The organism is Priestia sp. HNGD-A6, assembly GCF_045784335.1.
Classification (GTDB): domain Bacteria; phylum Bacillota; class Bacilli; order Bacillales; family Bacillaceae_H; genus Priestia; species Priestia zanthoxyli.
The window spans coordinates 2,465,481-2,486,339 of the sequence record NZ_CP138621.1; the positions used below are offsets into that span (position 1 = coordinate 2,465,481).

Consider the following 20,859-nt stretch of genomic DNA (forward strand, 5'->3'; position numbering starts at 1 on the left):
AAAAGAGTATCTACACCCTTTTGACTTCTAGTCTTCTTGCAATGATGGATAAAGCATAGTTTACAATAAAATACATCATCGCGATGATCAAAAACATTGGGACTACGTAACTTTGTTTCTGTCCGTAAATGATTTGAGCGTTATGCAGCAAATCAGGAAGTGCGATCACTACTGCAAGCGACGTATCTTTTAATAAGGAAATAAATTGACTAACTAAAGGAGGTACCATTCGTCGCAAAGCTTGTGGCAATACAATAAAACGAAGCGTTTGGTAATAGTTTAAACCTGATGAACGTGCCGCTTCAATTTGTCCTTTTTCAATTGATTTTAATCCGCTTCGGATAATTTCTGAAATCATAGCAGATTCAAATACAGTGAGGGCCACAATCGCTGCTGACGTAATTTCCATATCAATTCCGATTTCAGGTAAAGCAAAGTATGTAAAAAAGATGATTAAAAGAAGCGGCAAATTCCGGATAATTTCTACGACAAAAGCGAGTACATGAGACAGAACTGGAATGCGGGCATACCTTAAAATACCTACTATACTTCCAATAAGAAAACTTAACACAATCGAAATGAATGCCACTTTTAAAGTGACCCAAAATCCTTCCATTAAGAAGGAAAGGTGATCAGGAGAATAAGCACCCATAAAATCCATCACTTTCACTCCTTTCAGCTTGTTTTACCAAGACGTTTCTCAAGATAACCAACTCCTAAACTCAACGGAATGGTTAGAACTAAATAAAACAGAGCAACAAAAATATACACATCAAACACTACATAAGTTTGAGAGGAAACAAGATCTGCCTGATACATTAAATCAAAACCAGCAACAATCCCTAACACGGATGAGTTTTTCACTAAATTAATAAATTGATTCCCAAGAGGAGGAATGACAATTTTAATGGCTTGAGGCAATATAATGAATCGCATAGCCTGACCGTACGTAAGGCCGGATGAACGCGCCGCTTCAAGCTGCCCTTTTGGAACTGCCATAATTCCCGCTCGTATGGCTTCGGCTATAAAAGCTGCCGTATAAATAGTTAATCCCAGCACTCCGGCTGCTGTACCGCTGATTCCTGCCACAATAAAAATAAAAAAGACGATAACCACAAGTGGAATATTTCGAATAAACTCTACGTAGACAGTGCCAATTACATTTACTATTTTGAGAGGGGCTATTCGCATTACCGCAATGATTGTACCAAGTACAAAACTGGCCACTAAAGCAATCAGACTGGCGATAATGGTGTACTTAAAACCTTCTAAATAAAGATCCATATTGTTCGTCAGAATTGAAAAATCCAGCAATTTTCTTCCTCCTTTCAACTAAACAAGCAGGATGAGCATAATGCTGCTCATCCTGAGAAAAGAAAACTGTACGCTTATTGTTTGATCCACTTGTCGTGAATTTCATCATATTTTCCAGAGTCTTTCATCTTTTTAAGCGCATCGTTTAATGCATCTACAAGCTCTTTGTTTCCTTTTTTCACAGCAATGCCATAAGGCTCTTCTGTGAACGGCTTTCCTACTAATTCATAAGAAGGATCTTCATCAGCCATTCCATAAAGAATAGCATCATCAGTTGTTAAAGCATCTCCTTGCTTAGATTTTAAAGCGGTAAATGCTTCTGCATAGTTTTCAAACTCTAATACCGTTGTCTCCGGTGCTTTTTCGCGAATATTAATAGCTGAAGTTGATCCTTTAACAGCCAACACTTTAGTACCTTTCTTCAAATCATCAACGCTTTTAATTTTACTGCCTTTTTTCACAAGAAGAGACTGGCCAGCTTGAAAATACACATCCGTAAAATCCACTTCTTTTTTACGCTCATCTGTGATGGTCATTGTTGCAACAACAGCGTCAATATCTCCTTTTTGAAGAAGAGGAACCCTTGTCTTGGACGTAACTTCTTTAAATTCTACCTTGTTTTCATCTCCTAAAATCTCTTTAGCCAGCTGCTTAGAAATATCAACATCAAAACCTTCTACTTCACCCGTCTTTGGATTCTTTAAGCCAAATAAGCGCGTATCATTTTTAACTCCAATGATAATTTTCCCTCTGTCTTTAATTTCAATGAGCGCATCTTTTTTAGCTGATGATCCACTCGTTTCTTCACTTTTTCCTCCACAAGCCGCTAACATCATAGCCGCTGCTAATGAAAGCACGGCTGCCTTTAAAAACGTTTTTGATTTCTTCATATTACTCCCCCTATTAAACAATTAATGATTTAAAATACGGCTAAGAAATAAACGTGCCCTTTCTTCTTGCGGGTTTTCATAAAACTCAGCCGGAGTTGCCTCTTCTAAGATTTTTCCTTGATCCATAAATACAATGCGGTCTGCTACTTCTTTAGCAAACCCCATTTCATGAGTTACAACTACCATCGTCATTCCTTCTTTAGCCAATGTTTTCATGACATCCAGCACTTCTCCAATCATTTCTGGATCAAGAGCAGAGGTAGGCTCATCAAAAAGCATAATCTCTGGTTTCATCGCAAGTCCCCTCGCAATGGCTACACGCTGCTGCTGGCCACCTGAAAGCTGGGATGGGTAGGCGTTGGCTTTTTCACCGATTCCTACTTTATCCAAATAGTATAGAGCTGTTTTCTTAGCTTCTTCTGACGACTGTCCCAGTACTTTCATAGGCGCTAAGGTGATATTTTCTAAAACCGTTTTGTGCGGATATAAATAAAAATGCTGAAAAACCATACCTATATTGCGGCGCAGTTTGTTAATATTTGTTTTTTTATCTGCAACCAATATATTATTTACCGTCAATTGTCCGTTAGATATTGTTTCTAAATAATTTATGCATCGCAGCATCGTGCTTTTACCCGAACCCGAAGGTCCAATTACGACGACAACTTCACCTTTTTTAATCGTTAAATTGATATCTTTTAATACGTGAAAATCACCGTAATATTTGTTCACTCCGTCAAAAACAATCATTTTCCTCCTCCTAATCTACGAACAATGATAAATATTTAAATTTTTAAAATATTTAAAATATGTTAAAAATTATATTCTTACCCTTAAAGCAAAGTCAACAGTTGACAAATTATCTCTTTTTTGTAATCAAAATGAACTATCTTCAAATAAAATATGCTAGAAAAATAAAAGGTTTTGTTGGCATTTGCCGATATGTAAGCATACGTTCGCTAGGCTGAAGGTACTTGTATCAGCTTAATCAATAGATTATATTAGTTAACGCATATCTTTATACGAATTGTCTTTCATTTTTCTAGGGCAGTTCTCTCTAATCAGCCCTTTTTCTAATTATCTGTCTATCATTTTATTATATTAATATATATAATTCTCTTAGCAATAAATTAATAAAAAAAGTAAATACAAGCTTCCATTCATGTTAGAGGTTCTGACATAAATATAGTAAAATTATATTATTTCTCTAAAAAACACACGCTTTATTAGCGTGTGTGGCCTTTTATATTTTCCGGACTCATTTGAAAATGCGGATAGTCTTTAAAACCTTGCCAATCTCCTCCCCATTCAAACCCTAAACTTTTTGCGATATCTACAACCTCCATCCAATCAGACCGATTATTGTTATTACCGTCATATTTCATGTCCCAAATAACTTGTCCGTCTTTTAACCCAATAGCAAAATCAATAGCTAGTCCATAGTTATGATAAGACTGGCCGCCCTTTGAATAGGTAACAATGTTGCCTTCTTCCGTCCTGCCTTTTGCATAAAGCTTATCTTGTTCTTCTTTTGAACGGAAACCTTCCGTAATGACAATCGAGATTCCTTGGTCGTTTGCTTGTTGAACAAGTTTATTTTTCTTTTCTTCTACGACAGGATGCAACTCAGCTGCTCCTGAAAAATCTTTTAACGTTGGACCTGGCTTTAACTCATCGCGAAACAAAAATAACAGGCTTACCGCTATCACAACTATCAAAGCTATTGCCAATTTTTTAAGAACGTTCATCTATATAAAGTCTCCATTCTTTTTTGCTGTTACTTAGATAAAATCATATCGAATTTCATTTTGTTATCCAATAAAAGAGCTGTAGTGTTCAACAAACGTCTATATTTTTTCGTTTTTTATCTATTTTCACCATTTTTTCACTATTGGTGGTTACATTAACAATTGTGGACAGCTCTGTACCACACCCCTATAACTTTTAAGGAGTGACAACAGCATGAAAAAGAAACTATTCGGTTATATCATGGCAAGCGGTTTAACACTAGGAGTTATGGCCGCTGCAAACTCCACGGCATTTGCAGCAAGCAAAGATGAAACAAGCTCTTCAACGGTTGTAGAGCGAACAAATGGCAATACAACAACTACGAGTGATGCAACACAACAAAAAGTTGATGATATTATGAAAAAAGCACAGGAAAAATTACAGAAACTCGGCGTAAGCTTACCTCAGCATCATAAAGAAGGCCCCTTTAGCAATTTAGATGCTGGTACAAAGGCAAAAGCGAAAGCTATTATGGATCAGCTTCGCGACGGTACCCTGACTAAGGAACAAGCTGAAGCCAAATTAAAAGAACTTGGCGTAGACTTTCCTGAACATAAAGGCGGTCCTTTTAGCAATCTAGATGCAGCCACTAAGAAAAAAGCCAAAGCTATTATGGATCAGCTTCGCGACGGCACCCTGACTAAGGAACAAGCTGAAGCCAAATTAAAAGAACTTGGCGTAGACTTCCCTGAACATAAAGGTGGTCCTTTTAGCAATCTAGATGCAGCCACTAAGAAAAAAGCCAAAGCTATTATGGATCAGCTTCGCGACGGCACCCTGACTAAGGAACAAGCTGAAGCCAAATTAAAAGAACTTGGCGTAGATCTTCCTGCTAAAAAGAAAGATTTTCTAAATGGTTTAGATGCTGAAACAAAAGCTAAGGCCGAAACCATTTTAGAAAATGCAAAAAAAGAAATTCAAAAACTCGGTGTCACAATGCCGTTTGAAAAGAACGAGCACAAAGTTCAATAACTAAAAAAAGCTACTTGGCTGTTGAGAGCCAAGTAGCTTTTTTATGATTCATTTTTCCGTTTCACTAATGCCATGTATACACCTAATGCTAATAAATCACAGACCATAATCACAATGCCCATCGGCAGAGCATTTTGCCCTCCTCCAAGTCCCACAAGAGGAGCTACGGCTGCTCCGAGCAAGAACGGCAGCAATCCAAGAAGCGCTGAAGCACTTCCCGCATTGGAAGCTTGATTTTGCATAGCAAGTGAAAAAACGGTGGTGTTCACAATTCCTACGCTTGATACAACAAAGAAAAGCAAGATGCAGACCAAAATAACGGACGTGTGAGTAGCAATTACAGCCACTAAAAGCACGCTTCCAACGGCTGCTTGAAGCAATCCATACATGAGAAGAGTGGCTTCTTTTACTTTACCAGCTAAACGTCCTGTCACTTGAGTAGCTATAATGAGACCAAAACCGTTAATAGCAAAAACAAAGCTGAACATCTGCGGAGACAGCCCGTAAATGTCTTGAAGGACAAATGTAGAGCCTGAAATATAAGCAAACATAGCACTCATAATAAAACCTTGCGCCAGTGCATATCCCACGAAGACACTATCTTTTAGCAATACGCTAAATGTACGCAGTACTTCTGTTAATCCACCTTCTTTACGGCGTTCAGCCGGCAGCGTTTCTTTCAAGCCAAATAAAACGGCAAAAAACATTAGTGCACCAATTACGGCTAACACACCAAATACTCCGCGCCACGACATAACCGTCAGCAGCTGTCCGCCGGCAACCGGAGCCAAAATGGGAGCTAAACCATTTACGAGCATGAGCATGGAGAAAAACTTTGTTAAATCCGAACCTGAAAACAAGTCTCGCACGCTTGCTCTTGAAATAACCATTCCTGCTGCTCCCGCCATACCTTGAATAAATCGTAAAACGATAAAAATCCAAATAGAAGGCGCAAACACGCATAACACAGAGGCAACTGCATAGGTGATTAATGCTGCTACAAGCGGCTTTTTCCTTCCCCGGATATCACTGAATGGCCCCATTACCACTTGCCCAAATGCCAAGCCTAATAAGCAAGCTGTCAGACTGACCTGGGCTAAAGAAGCTGACGTATGCAGTTCTTTAGCAAGAGTCGGCAGCGCTGGCAAATACATATCGATTGATAACGGTCCAAATGCGCTTAGTGAACCCAAAATTAAAATAAATAAAATGCGATTTCCTCGGCTTAAAGACATTCCTTGGGAAATACTTTGCTGATTCATCTATTGTTGTCTCTCCCTTCAGCAGTTTTACAATAGTCTCATCTTAAACCCTCCAGCAACTGGATAGTCAAGACGTAATTCGAATTTGAATTTCCGTCAGCCGCTCTTCTTCATGATGAGAAATAAATGAATCTACAATTCGCCGAATTAAAAAAGGCCCTTCTGCTTTGTATCCTTCGGCTTTAATAAAGTTCAGTAACGTATCGTAATAGACTCCTGTGGTATCTCTCTTTTCTCTCATATAAATAGATGCGTAATCGCCTTCAGGTATTAACGTAACGAGTTCATGCTTAAAAGAAACATCGCTTTCGACCAATAAAAAAATGCCATCGTAATCTGTAAATTGTTGTTTTTTTGTGTTTTCTACAGATAGTATAAACCCTACTTTCCCAATCATAATCGGGGTAATATGACTGATTTTCTTTTTTAAATCACGCAGAACACTTTCAGTTCCGTCTAACGTACCTACCTCTGCTTTTACTTGCACAACTTCACGAGAAGGAAGGTGTTTGATGAACGGGGCTCCTATTTGGTTAATATGTCTCGTCTGTTCTAATTCCTTCATTCGAGTTATTAACTGCGCATTCACTCTTTGAAGGTGACGAATTTTTTCTTTTGTTACCTTCTGATATTCCGCTAAGGTTTCAATAAATTCGTCCAAGCTGCTGTGCTCCATTTTTCTTTTAATTTCTTTTAACGGAACCCCCATCAGCTTTAAATAGACAATGATATCTAATTTCTTAAATTGTTCTAACGTATAATAACGATATCCAGTTTGCGGATCAACTTCATAAGGCTCGAACAGGCCAATTTCATCATAATAGCGAAGTGTTTTAATTGGAATATCGTGCAGTCTGGCCATTTGCCCAATCGTAAATTTGTTTTGCACTATAAGTTCACCTTCTTTATGTAAAGCTGCTTGCACTTAAAGCAAGCAACACCGTAATTCTCATCGTTCATTTAGTTCTTGTACAAGCTCTTCCACAATAAGATGTGCAGGCAGTTCTTTTGCCAGCGTAAATCCAGTTCCTGCCCACAAAGAAGTGTACTCTGGATTATTCATTTGTGTAGCTTTTGTTCGAATAGGCTTTGTCATGTAATGAATATGAGGATAAGCGGATGGTGCTGATTTATCATAGGAAATAAAAAAAGCATTCACAAATCCTCTAGCACGTTTCCCTGTAAAAGCTCTTGTAACACCTGTTTCATTAAAACGCTTTTGAAGAATGCTTTCTTTATGAAGAGCACTCGCTCCGCTTTCTGGACAACAAATAAAAGCCGTACCTAACTGCGCAGCAGAAGCACCTTCCTGTAACACGCGTTTAATGTCAGACCCCGTCATCAAGCCTCCCGCAGCAATTAATGGCTTTTTAGTGATTAGACGGACTTCTTTTAGCAAATTTATAAGCGAAAAGTCCACCGAACTCTCTAAAAAAGTAGACCGATGGCCGCCGGCTTCAATTCCTTGCAAGCACAGCGCATCTGCTCCTGCTCTCAAAGCCACTTCGGCTTCTTGAGGTGTTGTAATCGTAACGAAAATATGACTTCCAATTCCCTTTAAGCTTGCTACAATCTCTCGATCCGGGCACCCAAATGTAAAGCTCACAGCAGGTACTCGATGTTTTTGAATGATGTCGAGCTTGGCACTCCATTCATCATCATCATTCTTTGGTATGCCAACTTGACACTCCAAATATCCAGCGGCTTTTGACAATTCTTTTTGATAACAATCAAGTGCATCAACTGCTACTTTTTCATTTGTCGGAACAAACAGATTTACTCCAAAAGGTTTTTTCGTAAGTGAGTGCATCTCTATAATTTCCTGCTCCAATTCACGCGCACTTTTATATCCTGCGGCTAAAAACCCTAGCCCTCCGCTATTAGATACAGCTGCAGCTAGTTTAGGCGTCGAAACTCCTCCTGCCATAGGAGCTTGTACAATTGGATACTCACATATATTTTCCACACTTATCACCTCAGCCCTTCATGCGTTCTCTCTTCATTCTACTACAAAACCAGAAAAAAAAAGCCCTCCAAAAGGGCTTTTCTTCCATATATAGATTATGCTCATTTCAAAAATTGGGATCATAAATGACGCTTAGGAATGCGCACTACCTGACTATTCCCTCAAAGGTTCACCTATGCGGATGGCACTAACCCCGAAAGGGGAGTGACAGCCGCTTAGGTTTAGAAAGCCAGACCTGATTGTTTTTGGATCAGGTCTGGCTTTCTACATCGATTACTTATAGTGGAGGAACTTTACGCATACAGCTTCTGGAACCGTAACGTTAGATTGAAGAAGCGTTAGCTTTCCATTTTCTTGGTCTCTTTCAAACAGCACCAAGTTTCCTGTCTCTTGATTAGACGCCACAATAAATTGTTCCGTTGGATCTAAAACAAAATCGCGCGGCCAGTCGCCTTCAGTGCCTGTCCATTCTACGAATGTTAACTGTCCAGAATCCTGGTCTACTTTGAATGTTGCAATCGAGTTATGTCCGCGGTTTCCTGCATAGACAAAGCGGCCGTCTGAAGAAATGTGGATCGCACTCCCTTGATTATTTTCTGTAAAATCAGCCGGAATTGCTAAAGTAGCTTGTTGTTGAGTAAAGCTTCCTGTGCTTTCGTCATACGTTAAAAATAAAACTTCGGAGCTGAATTCTGTCATTGCATACGCATAGCGGCCATTTGGATGGAACGTTAAATGTCTAGGACCCGAACCAACAGATGTAGAAAGGCTGTTGACTTCCTTCAATTTATTCTCTTCCACTTCATATGTCACAATTTCATCAATACCTAGGTCTACAACCGCCACGTGCTTTTCTCCAGGAGTAAAATCGGCATAGTGTACGTGTGGTTTTCCTTGTTGTCCTTTTTTAAGGTCTGAATGAGGATGTTCCACTACGGATGCTACATATTCAATTTCTCCTGTTTCTTCATTAACAGAATACGTCTCAACGCTCCCTTTATGAAAGTTAGCAGATAAAACAAGCGTATTATCTTCATTCACTGAAACGTAGCAAGGAGGCGCGCCGTCTAGCAGCTGTTTGTTTACAAATTTCAATTGCCCTGTGTTTGGATCAATCTTAAAAGCAGCTACGCCGCCTTTTTCTCCTTCTTTAATAACTGTATAAAGATGTTCATTGTCTTTGCTCGCATTTAAGTATGTAGGATTTTCAATTTTAGCCACGGCTTTTACTTCTACAATTTTTTTAGCCTTTGTATCTAACGTAAATGTATAGACACCTTCACTGCCTGCTTTTGTATATGTACCTGCAAATCCAATAAATTTTCCATGTTCACTCATTTTCCTATACCCCTCCTAAAGAATTGTTTTGTTTCATTTATTTTACTATATCATACCGCATTTGTTATAGAGAATGCTCCAATTCAACGTTCATTTATCAGTTTTCCCTACATGCCTAGCGTCAAACCCTTCCTTTTTAAGCCTGCATCTTGCATTTTCCTACTATTGGGCGTTATGATTAAGGATGATTTTATATCGCCCAATAGCAGACGGTTCCTGTATTTCTTAGATTTTCAAATAAAGAAGAATCGACTGATGAATAGTCGACTTTCATCGCTATAACCGCTGCTCAACTTTTTTCGTAAAGTTACATCAAAAAAGGAGTGAACAACAATGATCACATTAAAAAGTGAACGCGAAATTAATTTAATGCACGAAGCAGGTAAACTATTAGCTTCTTGTCATAAAGAAATCGCTAAAATGATCAAACCAGGCATAACAACAATGCAAATTGATAAATTTGTTGAAGAGTACTTAGCAAAGCACGGAGCAACGCCGGAACAAAAAGGATACAAAGGATATCAATATGCAACGTGCGCTTCTTTAAATGATGAAATTTGCCACGGTTTCCCAACAACTAAACCGTTAAAAGACGGGGATATTGTAACCATTGATATGGTTGTAAATTTAAACGGAGGCTTAGCAGATTCCGCATGGACTCATACCGTTGGAGACATTTCAGACGAAGCACAGCGTCTAGTAGATGTTACATACGAAGCGCTTTTAAAAGGAATCGAGCAAGCACAGCCAGGAAACCGTACAGGTGACATCGGCCACGCTATTCAAAGCTATGTAGAAGGCGAAAAATTCTCTGTCGTACGCGACTTCACAGGACATGGAATTGGAAATACCATGCACGAAGCGCCTACAATTCTTCACTACGGAAAAGCTGGCAAAGGTACACGTTTAAAAGAAGGTATGGTTATTACAATTGAGCCAATGGTAAACGCTGGTACATGGCATTCTAAAATGGATAAAAACGGTTGGACTGCTCGTACAACAGACGGTAAATTATCCGCTCAATTTGAACATACGCTTGCGATTACGAAAAACGGTCCTCTTATTTTAACAGCACATTAAAAAACAGCCCTTTTGAGGCTGTTTTCTTAATGTAGAGGAAATTTAATAACAAAAACTGTGCCGCGGGAAGAAGTAGATAATAATTTAATCTGTCCTCCGTGGCTTTCTAGAATACGCTGAGCAATGGGCAGACCAAGACCTGTGCCGCTATCCTTCGAAGTGGAAAAAGGCTGGTACAGCGACTGCTGCATATGAACCGGAATACCTTTTCCAGTATCTTCAATGTATAGACAGTAGCTATCTTCATGAACCTGCGAGTAGATTGTAATGACTCCTTCTCCATCCATGGCTTCCATACTGTTTCGAATTAAATTATGAAGAACTTGTTTGATTTGTTTTTCATCTACCTTTAATACATGCGGCTGCAATTTCACATCGAAAATAAGCTTATCTTTTTCTGTAAATTTGCTTGAGTGAGTAATCAAAGGCAATAACTCATTAATAATATCCTGCATGCTGACTTTTTTCATCACCGGAGTCCCAGGTTTTGATAACAACAGCATTTCTTCAATGATGTAATTAATCCTCTCTAGCTCTTTCATAAGCAGAGGCAGGTAAAAACGCTTTTTCTCCTCATCAGAAAGAGACTGATTCATAAGAGATATAAATCCATGAATCACGGCAAGAGGATTACGAATCTCATGAGCAGCTCCGGCTGCCACTTCTCCAACCAAGGCAAGTTTCTCAGACTGATGCATTCGCTTTTCTAATTCTTCGGTATCCGATATATCAATGAAATAAAAAATCCTTCCAATGCTTTCGTTCTTCTCATTAAACAGCTGCGTTTGAGAGGCTAAAAAGCAATAGCACGTCTCTTTCGTTCCAAATAATACTTTTTTATTTTCGTGAATTTCTCCCGAATTCAACATGCTCCAAAATTCAGTATTATATTCAGGACATTCCTTCATATACCCGCAAATATCCTTTTCATCGAGATCTAAAAACTGTTTTGCTGAGGTATTAGCAAATATACTATTTGTCTCATCTTCTATTGTGATAATTCCAACAGGCAGTGAATTTAAGATCTGCTGGCGATATGCTTTATCTTTAATGATTTTCCAAAATGAATCTTCTAAACTAACCGACATTTGATTGATAGAAGCCGAAAGTTGCTTCAGCTCGATTTGCTTTGTGTCTTGAAGAACAAGACCGTATTCTCCGTCTGCAATGTCATTTACTTTTTCAATCATTTGTTCAATTGGTTTCGTGAGGCTCGCACTCATACGATACGAAACATAAAGAGAAGCGACAATAGCACTTACTGTTAAAATCAATAGTAAAATTAATGAATCTTTAATAATAACAGACAGTGTATCTGATAGTGTATCAAGTGAATCAACCGTCTCTTCTTTTGAACTATTAATATCTTTTTTTATCTGATGCAGATCCGGCAAATAATTTCCCTTAAGATACTCTTGTGCTCCCTCTACATCTCCGTACTTCAGTAGTCCCTGCACGTTATTAGAAATCTTAAAATCCAGCAGCTCAATTTTTTCCTTTAATGGAATCAGCAATTTTGGTACAGGCTGCTTATACTTTTCATTGTCTTCAATAACTCGTGTATCATATGATTGATATTCTTCTATCAAAGAGACAGTGGGGTTCTTTAGATTATTTTTCACAATGTATTCTTTTATGTTCAGCTGCTCTTCCCAATAAGAAAGCCATACCATTTGAGGAACATCTTCATCTTTAATTTCGTTGCTTACATGATTCATTTTATCAATGGCATGCACTAAAACTAAAGAGAACCCGCTTAACATGAATGTAATCAAAAGAAGAATCGTTAATATTTGGCTACGGAATGACATGTTGCGAAATAATTGATTCATAATCATCTCTTTCTTTTTCATAGTTACTTCGGCTGTGTAGACATTCTAACTTTCGAATATAATATTTGTTTTTCTTGTTTACTGTACATTGGTCCAAAAGGCGCAAGCTTATAAACACCATCCCGGGCGTCAAGTTTGACTTCTCCAGATGGAAGGCCCTTTTTACTAAAATAGTTCTTCATAATCGCGTTGTAAGCTTGAGGAACATCATTTATCACACTTGTTAAAATAACAGACCTCCCCATATACGCCTGATCATCTAAATATCCTATTACGTACATTCCTTGTGTTTTCGCTTCTTGAATAACTTCTTGATTATATGAATTTCCTTTAGCATAGACGATATCGATGCCTTCATCTTTTAACTCACGGAGCAGCTTTACTGCTTTTGCTCCATCGTCTCGGCTGTTTACCACTCGATAATAAAAAGCAATTGAGGAATCAGACGCTTTTAGGCCTTTTTCAAACCCTGGATTTTTTTCGCGTGCTTCAAATGCATCAATTAATCCAATTTTTTTCGTTCGTGTCTTCATGGCAGCTGCCGTGCCTGCCAGATACTCTATTTTTGTTTGATCAAATGTATATACAGTTTGGTTTTTATAACGTGAAGTACCGTGAATGGTGACGAAATGAACATGAGGATACTTAGGAGCGAGTTCTGTAAAAACGGTAGAAAATTCTCTTCCATGTCCAATTACGACTTTTGTTCCATTTTGAATAACTTTTTCAGCAGCTTCCTTCATTTTTTGGTTCGTATTTACTTCGCTAATAACTTGAGCCGAAACGGGGTACTTCTGCTCGATGTTGATTTTCCCTTTATAAGCCAGACTGCCCCAGCTTTGATCTGTCAGTACATCAGAGGTGAGAATTGCAACGCTTGTGTTTTCTACTTTTTTTGTCGTTTGCTGACTTATAATCCCTTGTGTTTTCGAAATAATAATAATTAAAAACGAAGCGACAACAATCAGGGCAAGCAATAAAATCAGCCTTAACTGTCTTGATCGTTGCATAAACCTTCTCCTTTTTGTTTAGCATACTTTCATTATATAAAAAAAGCATCTAAAAAGACTACATCTTTAACGAAATTCCAACTTTTTTCGACATTTCTTTCATATCTTACCTTTTTTAACACTTTCACTCCAAAAGAAAAAGCAGAAAACATCTGTTTTCTGCTTCGGCCTTCAATCTTCATCTTTTACGTCCATATCTTCAGGGATTGGCTCATTTAGGTATTCTTCAATTTGTTTTTTGTACTTTTCCATTTGCTCTAAATGGGTGTTAAACTGCTCTTTATTTAATAAGTAGTTTTCACCATCAAATATAGCCCTTACTTTTCCTTCTTGAATCAATTTCTGTACATATTCTTCAGGAAAAGATAGATACTCTGCTGCTTCTTTTATCGTTAAATACATCCTGCTCCACCTTTTAGACGTTATAGTGTACTTCTTCTGTAGCTTTAACCATTAACTCATACTGACGCAAGCGAAGCTGAAATAATGTTAACGGATCATAGTAAGCTTCAGGATTGGCTTTCATATGACTTAATACGTCTTGATTTTCATTAATATGTGCCTGTGTTTCTTCAATCGTTTCTTTTAGAACCTCTTTTGGCTTTTCAAAGAATAGTTCAATATCAACTTCTAAATTTTTCTCAAATAAATTAAATTGCATAAAAAACTTTGCCAGCATAGATTCTGTGATATCTTGATAGTCTTGACTTTCAATGTACTTTTTATATTGATTATAAAGTAGCGTTTGATTTTGAAGAATGGAAGAAAACAGTTTTCCTGCTCCTTTTAACAAAAGCTGCGTTGGATTAACGCGAAGTAAAATATTTTCTTCATCCAGCTGAACCCGATTAGCCATACGATTAACGTCGCGGCGCCAGTCGTCCAACACTTTAAAATCGCAGGCTAACGTTAATTTTTGCTCATTGTACATCTTATTTAATGACTCTGCTACTTCTTCAATATCTACTTGACTCGCAATCAGCTCTTCATTTGATGTAGCAATCCAGTCCTTTAAAGAAATGCGGAACTTAGGTAGAACATCTTGCTGCAAGTGCTCTTCCACGCGCATATTCATTTGTTTATTCAGTTCAATATGAACTGTACTAAAATCACTGTCTTCCTTCACTAATTCTGAAGACTTTTTGAGTAAACGAGGAATTTTATTTTTTAGCTTTTTGCTGATATCCTCTTTAATGCCATGATAAGCTGAAACAATACTACTCGCTTTTTCTTGTTCTAAGTCATCCACTCGATGCAAGAAGCCATTTAATCGCACAAGCATATCTTCGTTCCATTTAATACTTTCAATCAAATGATTTTCTGTGTGATTTCTCTTTTCCACTAAGCTCTTTAGCATATTTTGAATGAAGAACAGCAGTCTGCGCGCACGCTCTTCTACTCCAACGTCGTTTGGATCGTAATAGAAATTAGCTTTAATAAACTGAGCCAAGTCTCCGTGGTGCTGACTCGATACGTAGTGAGGCGTATAGGCTAATACATGAGCCTGCGGGAAATCCGCTCCAATGCTTGCTTCAAATTCTTTTGTAATTCGCTCAATCGTTGCTTGATTATAAAGACTGTCCATATTGTTGATGACAAAATGAACTGGCGTATTTGGCGCATATTCTTTAATCTCCAGCAATAATTCTCTTTCTTCATCAAGCAGCGATTCTTTTGCATCAAGCACAAACAGTAAACCATCTGCTAAAGGAGCATATTTAAATGCATCCTGCTCACGCGCCTCTTGTTCTGTAAAGCTTGGCGTAACAATGCATGAACAATTATGCGTATCAAGGAACGCAAAAGGTTTTTTCACTTCTACAAGCGCTTGGTGAGAAGATTGCTCCGCTCCGTCAATCGTTTCCATCGGAATGATTTCTTGATCAGCGATTTGCTGGATAGATTCTTCTTCATCATGAATGAACACAAAGGTTGTTTCGTGATTTTGCAGTACCTTTTCTTCTGTAATCGATCCCACAAATGAAGACGTTGCAGCATTTGTTCCTGTAATTAATAAGTGTGTCGTATGAGCATCTAATAAAAAGTCTACCCACCATTTAAAGGTGTGCCCCACTTCTAAACCATTTTCATTAGCCCATTTAATAATGCCATGGCAAAGCTTGTAGTGATATTCAAGACCATCAATGTCATTACGCGCCTCAAAAATTAATCTGCCTGCATTTTCGATTGTAATGGTATCAATAGTTGACGGAAACTTTTCATTCCATGAAAGCACGGCCGCAGACGGAAATAACGCACGTGACTTATTAGTAATTTTAAGCCAGTTTGTTAATACGTTCGGAATGACTTCATGCAATTCTTTTACAGAATGATCACTTTCCATTAAGTCAGTGTACGTCTCTTGATAAAGAGTTGAAATCTCTTGCCAATAATCATAGAGACCCACTTCAATATTCAAGAAAATATCATTGATAGTTTTAATCCAAGCAAGATAAGGGGGCTGACTCTTATATTGTTTCCATAAAGCTGAGACAAGCTGTTTGAAATATACTTGGTCCACTTTGTAAAATGAAATCATCACTTGATAAAAATAGTTAGGGATAAAGTTTGCTGTATATCCTTTATCTACGTAAGTCTTTAATACCGCAAACCAATTTAACGATTCTGTTCGAATACACTCATCTACCGCAAGCTCTACTGCGCTGTTAAAGTCTTCTTGCTCTTCATAAAATCTTCGCGCAATCGCCGTGACGTTTGGATAATCCGGCTGAGAAGCAACCAGCTCGTTAATAACTTCATAAGCTCGTTCAATATTGTTATGGTCCGTATAAAGCGAAAACAGCTTGAGCGCTATTTCAGCTTTTAATACTTTTGAATCCGTTTCGATGGATAGGTAAAGCTCTTCAGCGAGCGTAGACAACCCCAATTCATAATGCGCGTCGGCTGTATTTTTCTTCGCCCACAGCTTAAACTCGCCATTTACATTCTCCCACTTAAAAATCGCGGATTCAAAATCTTGATTGTGGAAGTACACTTCTCCCTGAGCTAAGCGAATGAGCGATAAGTCGTACCACTCTTTTTGCTGCTCTTCGTAATAAACTTGTCCAAGGACTTTTACAGGCGGCTGATTTTCATTTTCTTGCATAAACGTTTCGTAATATTTCTTTTTCGTTAACTGATATTCTACCGTCATATAGTCTCTCCTTTTTGATGTCAATATTTTATGTACTCTATCAAATTCCCTTTTTTATACTTTTCATACACGATATTTTCTTACTCATATTTTACGCAAAAAAAGCCTCAAGAACTACTCTTAAGGCTTTTTTTATAACTTTTATACTATAAAAATGGCTATTTATCATAAATCGGCGCTGAAATAACAAATATATTAATAAGCATCCCGTCGAAACAGCCCCATTACTTCTACCGTTTCTGTAATATTTACGAAAGCTTCAGGATCAACCGATTGAATTAACTGCTTGAGGTTTGCAAGCTCATAGCGTGAAATCACCGTCATTAATATTTTACGGTCTTCTCTTGAATAAGCTCCTTCACCGTTCATTAACGTCACGCCGCGCACTAAATTGGTAAGAAGCTGCTGCTTCATTTCTTCGCCTTTTCTCGTAATAATGGTTAACGTGAGCTTAATGTGGCGAGTATGAATCGCATCCACTACTTTTCCTGTGACGAAAATCGAAAGCATCGTATATAAAGCTGCGTCCCAATTCACAAAGAAACCTGAAACAAATACAACTACGGCATTCATCGCTGATAATATAGCGCCAAGAGGAAATTCTTTTTTATGCGTAAGAAGCATCGCAATAATATCAAATCCACCTGTCGAAGCCGATTGACGAAAAACAAACCCTACGCCAATTCCAGTTAAAACTCCTCCAAAAACAGCTGACAGAATAGGATCTGTACTAACAGCTCTCAAGGGAATCACGTATAAAGCAATTGATAAAGCCACAACGGACAGCAGCGTATGTAAGACAAACCGCTTTCCTAACTTCATAAAACCAATAATTAAAAGGGGTAAATTCAACAAAAAATTCATTGTTCCCGTGCTTGCAGGCGTTAAAATTCCTATAATCATAGCAATACCGCTAATACCACTGCTTAGCACTTTATGGGGGATTAAAAACCAATTGTATGCAAATCCAATTAACACAGAACCTGCTATAATAGCAATTGCTCTATACATGATGTCCCTTCACCTCTTACCACAAATATAATGTTTTCATTTATTGCTTCTTTATTATAATTCCTAAAATATTGAAAACCTTAAAAAAAGTATATTCAGAAATTTGCTGTGTTGGTGGGGTGGACAAATGTAAAAAAGCGAAAGAAAAAAACTTAGCAGTTTCCTCTTTCACTTTAAATTCAAATCAGTTAACTTTCTATATGAAAAATTTTTTCATTCATTTTTCTATCCTAATTTTCTCATTATCAAAACCAGCTTGTTGATATTCTTCTTCAAATACCATAAACCAATATCCCGTCTGATCTTGAGCACAAATAGCTTTTCTTACTTCACTCATCCCTTTTGAAGTAAAGCTGCACGCATAAATTCTTTCTGAATTAATCTCACCATCGTAATATCGATAAATCATTAAAACATTAGACTTTTGAATAGCATTTTTTTGAAGAATCAATTCGTTTAAATATTTTATCCTTTCAAAAGACTCTACGAACTGAATTCCTATTACATTATGAGGAATATATTCTTCTGTCGTTTGTGAAAATAACTTTTGAATGGTGTCGACATCTTTTGCCCAAACATTTTCTCGTTCTAAGTGTAAGGCCAGATACAAAAAGTATTTATCATTAAATCGAGCATCCCATTTCCACCAAGATAAATCCATTGGTCTAGAACGACCTTTCAAGCAATCAAACTTAGAGTCTTCAATAAAGGCATCAAAACCTAACAGCTCCCCTACATGAGCAAAATAATCAATTTCTCGTTTTGTGAACATGGATCGGTTATGTAGACTTGATAAATTCATTCTTCGATAGCTCCGTACATAACCGTTAAAGAATGACATTAAATTAAAGTATTGCTTTTCCATGAAATATTTCTCCTCTTTTTCACTTAAAAAGAGGCAGCATCCTCAAATGAAAGCTGCCCTTACTCAACAAGCATATTTAGATTATTATTTAACTGTAATAGAATCTATCGTAATTTTTGTTACAGTCTTTTTAGCTCCAGGGTGAACTTTTCCAGACCATTCAACTTTGAGAGTATGTTTTCCTGCTTTTAATCCTTTTTTGTTAAACACTGTAGCTTTATACTGTGGCTTATCAGCGTACAAATCAACCCAATAAGCGGTGCCGTCTAGCGTTACTTTTGCTTGCCCTTGGGTATTATCCTTAAGCGTATTTAAAGATACCTCAGTTCCATTAAATACAAACTGCATTCCAGCATTTGCTTCATTTACAGCTTTGTATGATCCTCCTGATGAACTGCTGTTTGACACTTTACTCCAGTTTCCTGTATAAGCCAAATTTGTACTAGTATCTTCGTATACCCCGGCAGTTGCTCCGTACTTCACATCTACTTTATAGCTTCCGCTTCCTTTATAAGCGTATACATCTAAATAATAAACTCCGTCAGCTGATGCTACAAAAGTTAAAGTTTCACTTGAAGTATTCAACTTTTCTGAGTAAGCTACGATACCATCGCTAGAGTTTACAGTTTTTGCATTTTGATTATACAAATACAAATCGAAATCTGTCCCCGCAGCTCCTGATAACGAAACTGTAAACTTTTCGCCTTTTGTTAACTTTACTGAATATACATCATCTTTATCCGTGGAGGCGTTCAAGGTAGAACTTATGCTATTTCCATTTAAAGACACTCCAGGTATTTCTCCATCGATATCAGCTGATACCGCTAATCCAGCGTTAACTAGACCGCCGCTTGCAACTTTTCCTGTTAAAGATGACAGTTTTGTGGTACTTTTCATCAATGTATCTTTTAGCTGTGCGGAACTGAAAGATGGATTTGCTGCTAAAACCAATGATGCTACACCCGTTACATGCGGAGTTGCCATAGATGTTCCACTGAAATAGCCATAACTATTCTCAGGAAGCGTGCTCAAAATAGAAACACCCGGTGCAGCTATATCTACATTTTTACTCCCATAATTCGAAAAGTAGCCTAAATTACCTTGGTTATCTACCGCTGCTACAGAAACGATATTAGGTAAGTCAAAAGCAGCTGGATAAGCGGCATAATAATCAATATTGTCACCATCGTTTCCAGCCGCCGCTATAAACGTAGAGTTTGAGTTTTTAATAACATCATATAAAGCCTGAGAGTACTGTCCGCCTCCCCACGAATTATTAGATATTTTAATACCTTTTGATTTTGCATAATTGATTGCAGCAATGGCATCATCTGTACTACCGCCATCGGGACCAATAAATTTTAAAGGCATGACTTTAACGTTAGGTGCTACACCCATTACACCTACTGAATTTTCCTTAGCGGCGATTGTTCCAGCTACATGAGTACCATGATCATCTTCTGTTTCGTCATAATAAACATCTTCGTTTCCATCATAAAAATTCCAGCCGTTCACATCGTCTACATAACCATTATGATCATTATCTACTCCGTCACCAGGAATCTCTCCAGTATTTTTCCAAATATTATCCTTTAAATCTGGATGATAAATATCTACTCCCGTATCAATTACAGCTACTGTAGTGCTAGCGCTTCCTTTTGTTTTCATCCAAGCACTTTCAGCATTTATATCAATGCCTTTTTTTCCTGCCACTCCATCTATATATTGACCTGTATTTTTCAATCCCCACATATATTGATAATATGGCTCTGAAACAGCGGCTGGTTTATAAATATAGTTAGGTTCAGCATATTCCACAGCGTTGGAAGCATTTAAGCTTTTTAAGATTTCTTTCATAGTTGATACATTCGTATCAAACTTTAACGTTTGAATTCCTAGTTTCTTATCTAACGTTTTATTTAACTTTAACCCTTTTACCTTTGTTTTATCTCCTAGACTACTAAGAGACTTATTCGTTTTAAACTTAACTATAATTTCGTCTTTTATGTATCCTCTTTTTGCATCCGCTTCAGTTATCTTTCCTCTTCTAGTTTCCTTTGTAGAGCTGCTGCTAAATAAATTTTTTTCTTTTTCCTTCACTTTACTAGCAGGAATTTGGATAGTAGGATTCAACTGCTGCGTAGCCTTTTTTACATTAGAAGTACCTGACTCTGCATAACTTGACTCCGCTCCTAGCGTTAATCCAGATACTAATAAACTTACTCCCAATAAAGCACTTAAAGACTTTTTCATATAGGCCCCCCTTATTAATATTCCAAAAATAATACTACAGACCTATAATATCAGAATTTTAAGAAAATATAACTATTTAATTTTAGACATTTTACGACAAAAGAACTATAAAATTGTTTACTTA

Annotated in this window: 18 protein-coding genes; 2 read left to right on the top strand and 16 right to left on the bottom strand. The window is 37.5% G+C overall.

The window, feature by feature from the left end; genetic code table 11:
* Positions 1-10: 10 nt before the first annotated feature.
* The 5 genes from SCI76_RS12450 to SCI76_RS12470 form a co-directional block, all read right to left on the bottom strand.
* Positions 11-661 (bottom strand): amino acid ABC transporter permease, encoded by a 651-nt coding sequence (locus SCI76_RS12450; protein WP_025752888.1) that lies wholly within the window; start codon positions 659-661, stop codon positions 11-13.
* 14 nt (positions 662-675) lie between these two features.
* Positions 676-1,314, bottom strand: coding sequence for an amino acid ABC transporter permease (locus SCI76_RS12455; protein ID WP_013055074.1), 639 nt, complete (start codon positions 1,312-1,314; stop codon positions 676-678).
* A gap of 74 nt (positions 1,315-1,388) precedes the next feature.
* On the bottom strand, positions 1,389-2,204 hold the full coding sequence (locus SCI76_RS12460) for a transporter substrate-binding domain-containing protein (RefSeq protein ID WP_407545229.1): 816 nt from the start codon (positions 2,202-2,204) through the stop codon (positions 1,389-1,391).
* Between the two features lie 21 nt (positions 2,205-2,225).
* Positions 2,226-2,954 (bottom strand): amino acid ABC transporter ATP-binding protein, encoded by a 729-nt coding sequence (locus SCI76_RS12465; RefSeq protein ID WP_028410185.1) that lies wholly within the window; start codon positions 2,952-2,954, stop codon positions 2,226-2,228.
* A 476-nt stretch (positions 2,955-3,430) separates the two neighbouring features.
* Positions 3,431-3,952, bottom strand: coding sequence for a M15 family metallopeptidase (locus SCI76_RS12470; RefSeq protein WP_048021637.1), 522 nt, complete (start codon positions 3,950-3,952; stop codon positions 3,431-3,433).
* A gap of 214 nt (positions 3,953-4,166) precedes the next feature.
* Between SCI76_RS12470 and SCI76_RS12475 the strand changes: the two genes are divergently transcribed.
* Positions 4,167-4,964, top strand: a complete 798-nt coding sequence (locus SCI76_RS12475) for a hypothetical protein (protein ID WP_221831841.1) — start codon at positions 4,167-4,169, stop codon at positions 4,962-4,964.
* Positions 4,965-5,005: 41 nt separating this feature from the next.
* Here the strand turns inward: SCI76_RS12475 and SCI76_RS12480 are convergent, their stop codons facing one another.
* The 4 genes from SCI76_RS12480 to SCI76_RS12495 all read right to left on the bottom strand — a co-directional run bounded on the left by SCI76_RS12480 (position 5,006) and on the right by SCI76_RS12495 (position 9,530).
* The gene (locus tag SCI76_RS12480) at positions 5,006-6,226 is read right to left on the bottom strand and encodes a multidrug effflux MFS transporter (RefSeq protein WP_407545230.1); all 1,221 of its coding nucleotides are present in this window, start codon (positions 6,224-6,226) and stop codon (positions 5,006-5,008) included.
* A 67-nt stretch (positions 6,227-6,293) separates the two neighbouring features.
* Positions 6,294-7,115: a MerR family transcriptional regulator gene (locus SCI76_RS12485; RefSeq protein ID WP_048021534.1), complete on the bottom strand. Its 822-nt coding sequence runs from the start codon at positions 7,113-7,115 to the stop codon at positions 6,294-6,296.
* A 60-nt stretch (positions 7,116-7,175) separates the two neighbouring features.
* Complete coding sequence (locus tag SCI76_RS12490; RefSeq protein ID WP_328174665.1) at positions 7,176-8,192, bottom strand: nitronate monooxygenase; 1,017 nt, start codon at positions 8,190-8,192, stop codon at positions 7,176-7,178.
* Positions 8,193-8,465: 273 nt separating this feature from the next.
* On the bottom strand, positions 8,466-9,530 hold the full coding sequence (locus SCI76_RS12495) for a lactonase family protein (protein ID WP_033580820.1): 1,065 nt from the start codon (positions 9,528-9,530) through the stop codon (positions 8,466-8,468).
* A gap of 333 nt (positions 9,531-9,863) precedes the next feature.
* Here SCI76_RS12495 and map point away from each other — a divergent pair, with 333 nt between their 5' ends.
* Positions 9,864-10,610 carry a type I methionyl aminopeptidase gene (gene map / locus SCI76_RS12500; protein WP_025752900.1) on the top strand — a complete coding sequence of 249 codons (747 nt, stop codon included), beginning with the start codon at positions 9,864-9,866 and terminating at the stop codon, positions 10,608-10,610.
* A 26-nt stretch (positions 10,611-10,636) separates the two neighbouring features.
* On the opposite strand, the gene SCI76_RS12505 is transcribed toward map, so the two are convergent.
* From SCI76_RS12505 to SCI76_RS12535, 7 genes are all read right to left on the bottom strand, one after another.
* Positions 10,637-12,442: an ATP-binding protein gene (locus SCI76_RS12505; RefSeq protein ID WP_048021532.1), complete on the bottom strand. Its 1,806-nt coding sequence runs from the start codon at positions 12,440-12,442 to the stop codon at positions 10,637-10,639.
* A gap of 23 nt (positions 12,443-12,465) precedes the next feature.
* Positions 12,466-13,452, bottom strand: a complete 987-nt coding sequence (locus tag SCI76_RS12510) for a BMP family ABC transporter substrate-binding protein (protein ID WP_048021528.1) — start codon at positions 13,450-13,452, stop codon at positions 12,466-12,468.
* A 171-nt stretch (positions 13,453-13,623) separates the two neighbouring features.
* Positions 13,624-13,854, bottom strand: coding sequence for a helix-turn-helix domain-containing protein (locus SCI76_RS12515; RefSeq protein WP_013055062.1), 231 nt, complete (start codon positions 13,852-13,854; stop codon positions 13,624-13,626).
* 13 nt (positions 13,855-13,867) lie between these two features.
* Positions 13,868-16,606 (bottom strand): GTPase domain-containing protein, encoded by a 2,739-nt coding sequence (locus tag SCI76_RS12520; protein WP_048021527.1) that lies wholly within the window; start codon positions 16,604-16,606, stop codon positions 13,868-13,870.
* Positions 16,607-16,801: 195 nt separating this feature from the next.
* The gene (locus SCI76_RS12525) at positions 16,802-17,617 is read right to left on the bottom strand and encodes a YitT family protein (RefSeq protein WP_013055060.1); all 816 of its coding nucleotides are present in this window, start codon (positions 17,615-17,617) and stop codon (positions 16,802-16,804) included.
* Between the two features lie 217 nt (positions 17,618-17,834).
* Positions 17,835-18,482: a hypothetical protein gene (locus tag SCI76_RS12530; protein WP_407545231.1), complete on the bottom strand. Its 648-nt coding sequence runs from the start codon at positions 18,480-18,482 to the stop codon at positions 17,835-17,837.
* An 84-nt stretch (positions 18,483-18,566) separates the two neighbouring features.
* The gene (locus SCI76_RS12535) at positions 18,567-20,735 is read right to left on the bottom strand and encodes a S8 family serine peptidase (RefSeq protein WP_221818001.1); all 2,169 of its coding nucleotides are present in this window, start codon (positions 20,733-20,735) and stop codon (positions 18,567-18,569) included.
* Positions 20,736-20,859 lie beyond the last annotated feature (124 nt).

What these genes read in the sequence shown, in the direction of transcription:
- SCI76_RS12450 (WP_025752888.1), bottom strand. Translation starts at nt 661, where the DNA reads ATGGATTTTATGGGTGCTTATTCTCCTGATCACCTTTCCTTCTTAATG.
- SCI76_RS12460 (WP_407545229.1), bottom strand. Translation starts at nt 2,204, where the DNA reads ATGAAGAAATCAAAAACGTTTTTAAAGGCAGCCGTGCTTTCATTAGCA.
- SCI76_RS12465 (WP_028410185.1), bottom strand. Translation starts at nt 2,954, where the DNA reads ATGATTGTTTTTGACGGAGTGAACAAATATTACGGTGATTTTCACGTA.
- SCI76_RS12470 (WP_048021637.1), bottom strand. Translation starts at nt 3,952, where the DNA reads ATGAACGTTCTTAAAAAATTGGCAATAGCTTTGATAGTTGTGATAGCG.
- SCI76_RS12475 (WP_221831841.1), top strand. Translation starts at nt 4,167, where the DNA reads ATGAAAAAGAAACTATTCGGTTATATCATGGCAAGCGGTTTAACACTA.
- SCI76_RS12480 (WP_407545230.1), bottom strand. Translation starts at nt 6,226, where the DNA reads ATGAATCAGCAAAGTATTTCCCAAGGAATGTCTTTAAGCCGAGGAAAT.
- SCI76_RS12495 (WP_033580820.1), bottom strand. Translation starts at nt 9,530, where the DNA reads ATGAGTGAACATGGAAAATTTATTGGATTTGCAGGTACATATACAAAA.
- map (WP_025752900.1), top strand. Translation starts at nt 9,864, where the DNA reads ATGATCACATTAAAAAGTGAACGCGAAATTAATTTAATGCACGAAGCA.
- SCI76_RS12505 (WP_048021532.1), bottom strand. Translation starts at nt 12,442, where the DNA reads ATGAATCAATTATTTCGCAACATGTCATTCCGTAGCCAAATATTAACG.
- SCI76_RS12510 (WP_048021528.1), bottom strand. Translation starts at nt 13,452, where the DNA reads ATGCAACGATCAAGACAGTTAAGGCTGATTTTATTGCTTGCCCTGATT.
- SCI76_RS12515 (WP_013055062.1), bottom strand. Translation starts at nt 13,854, where the DNA reads ATGTATTTAACGATAAAAGAAGCAGCAGAGTATCTATCTTTTCCTGAA.
- SCI76_RS12520 (WP_048021527.1), bottom strand. Translation starts at nt 16,606, where the DNA reads ATGACGGTAGAATATCAGTTAACGAAAAAGAAATATTACGAAACGTTT.
- SCI76_RS12525 (WP_013055060.1), bottom strand. Translation starts at nt 17,617, where the DNA reads ATGTATAGAGCAATTGCTATTATAGCAGGTTCTGTGTTAATTGGATTT.
- SCI76_RS12530 (WP_407545231.1), bottom strand. Translation starts at nt 18,482, where the DNA reads ATGGAAAAGCAATACTTTAATTTAATGTCATTCTTTAACGGTTATGTA.
- SCI76_RS12535 (WP_221818001.1), bottom strand. Translation starts at nt 20,735, where the DNA reads ATGAAAAAGTCTTTAAGTGCTTTATTGGGAGTAAGTTTATTAGTATCT.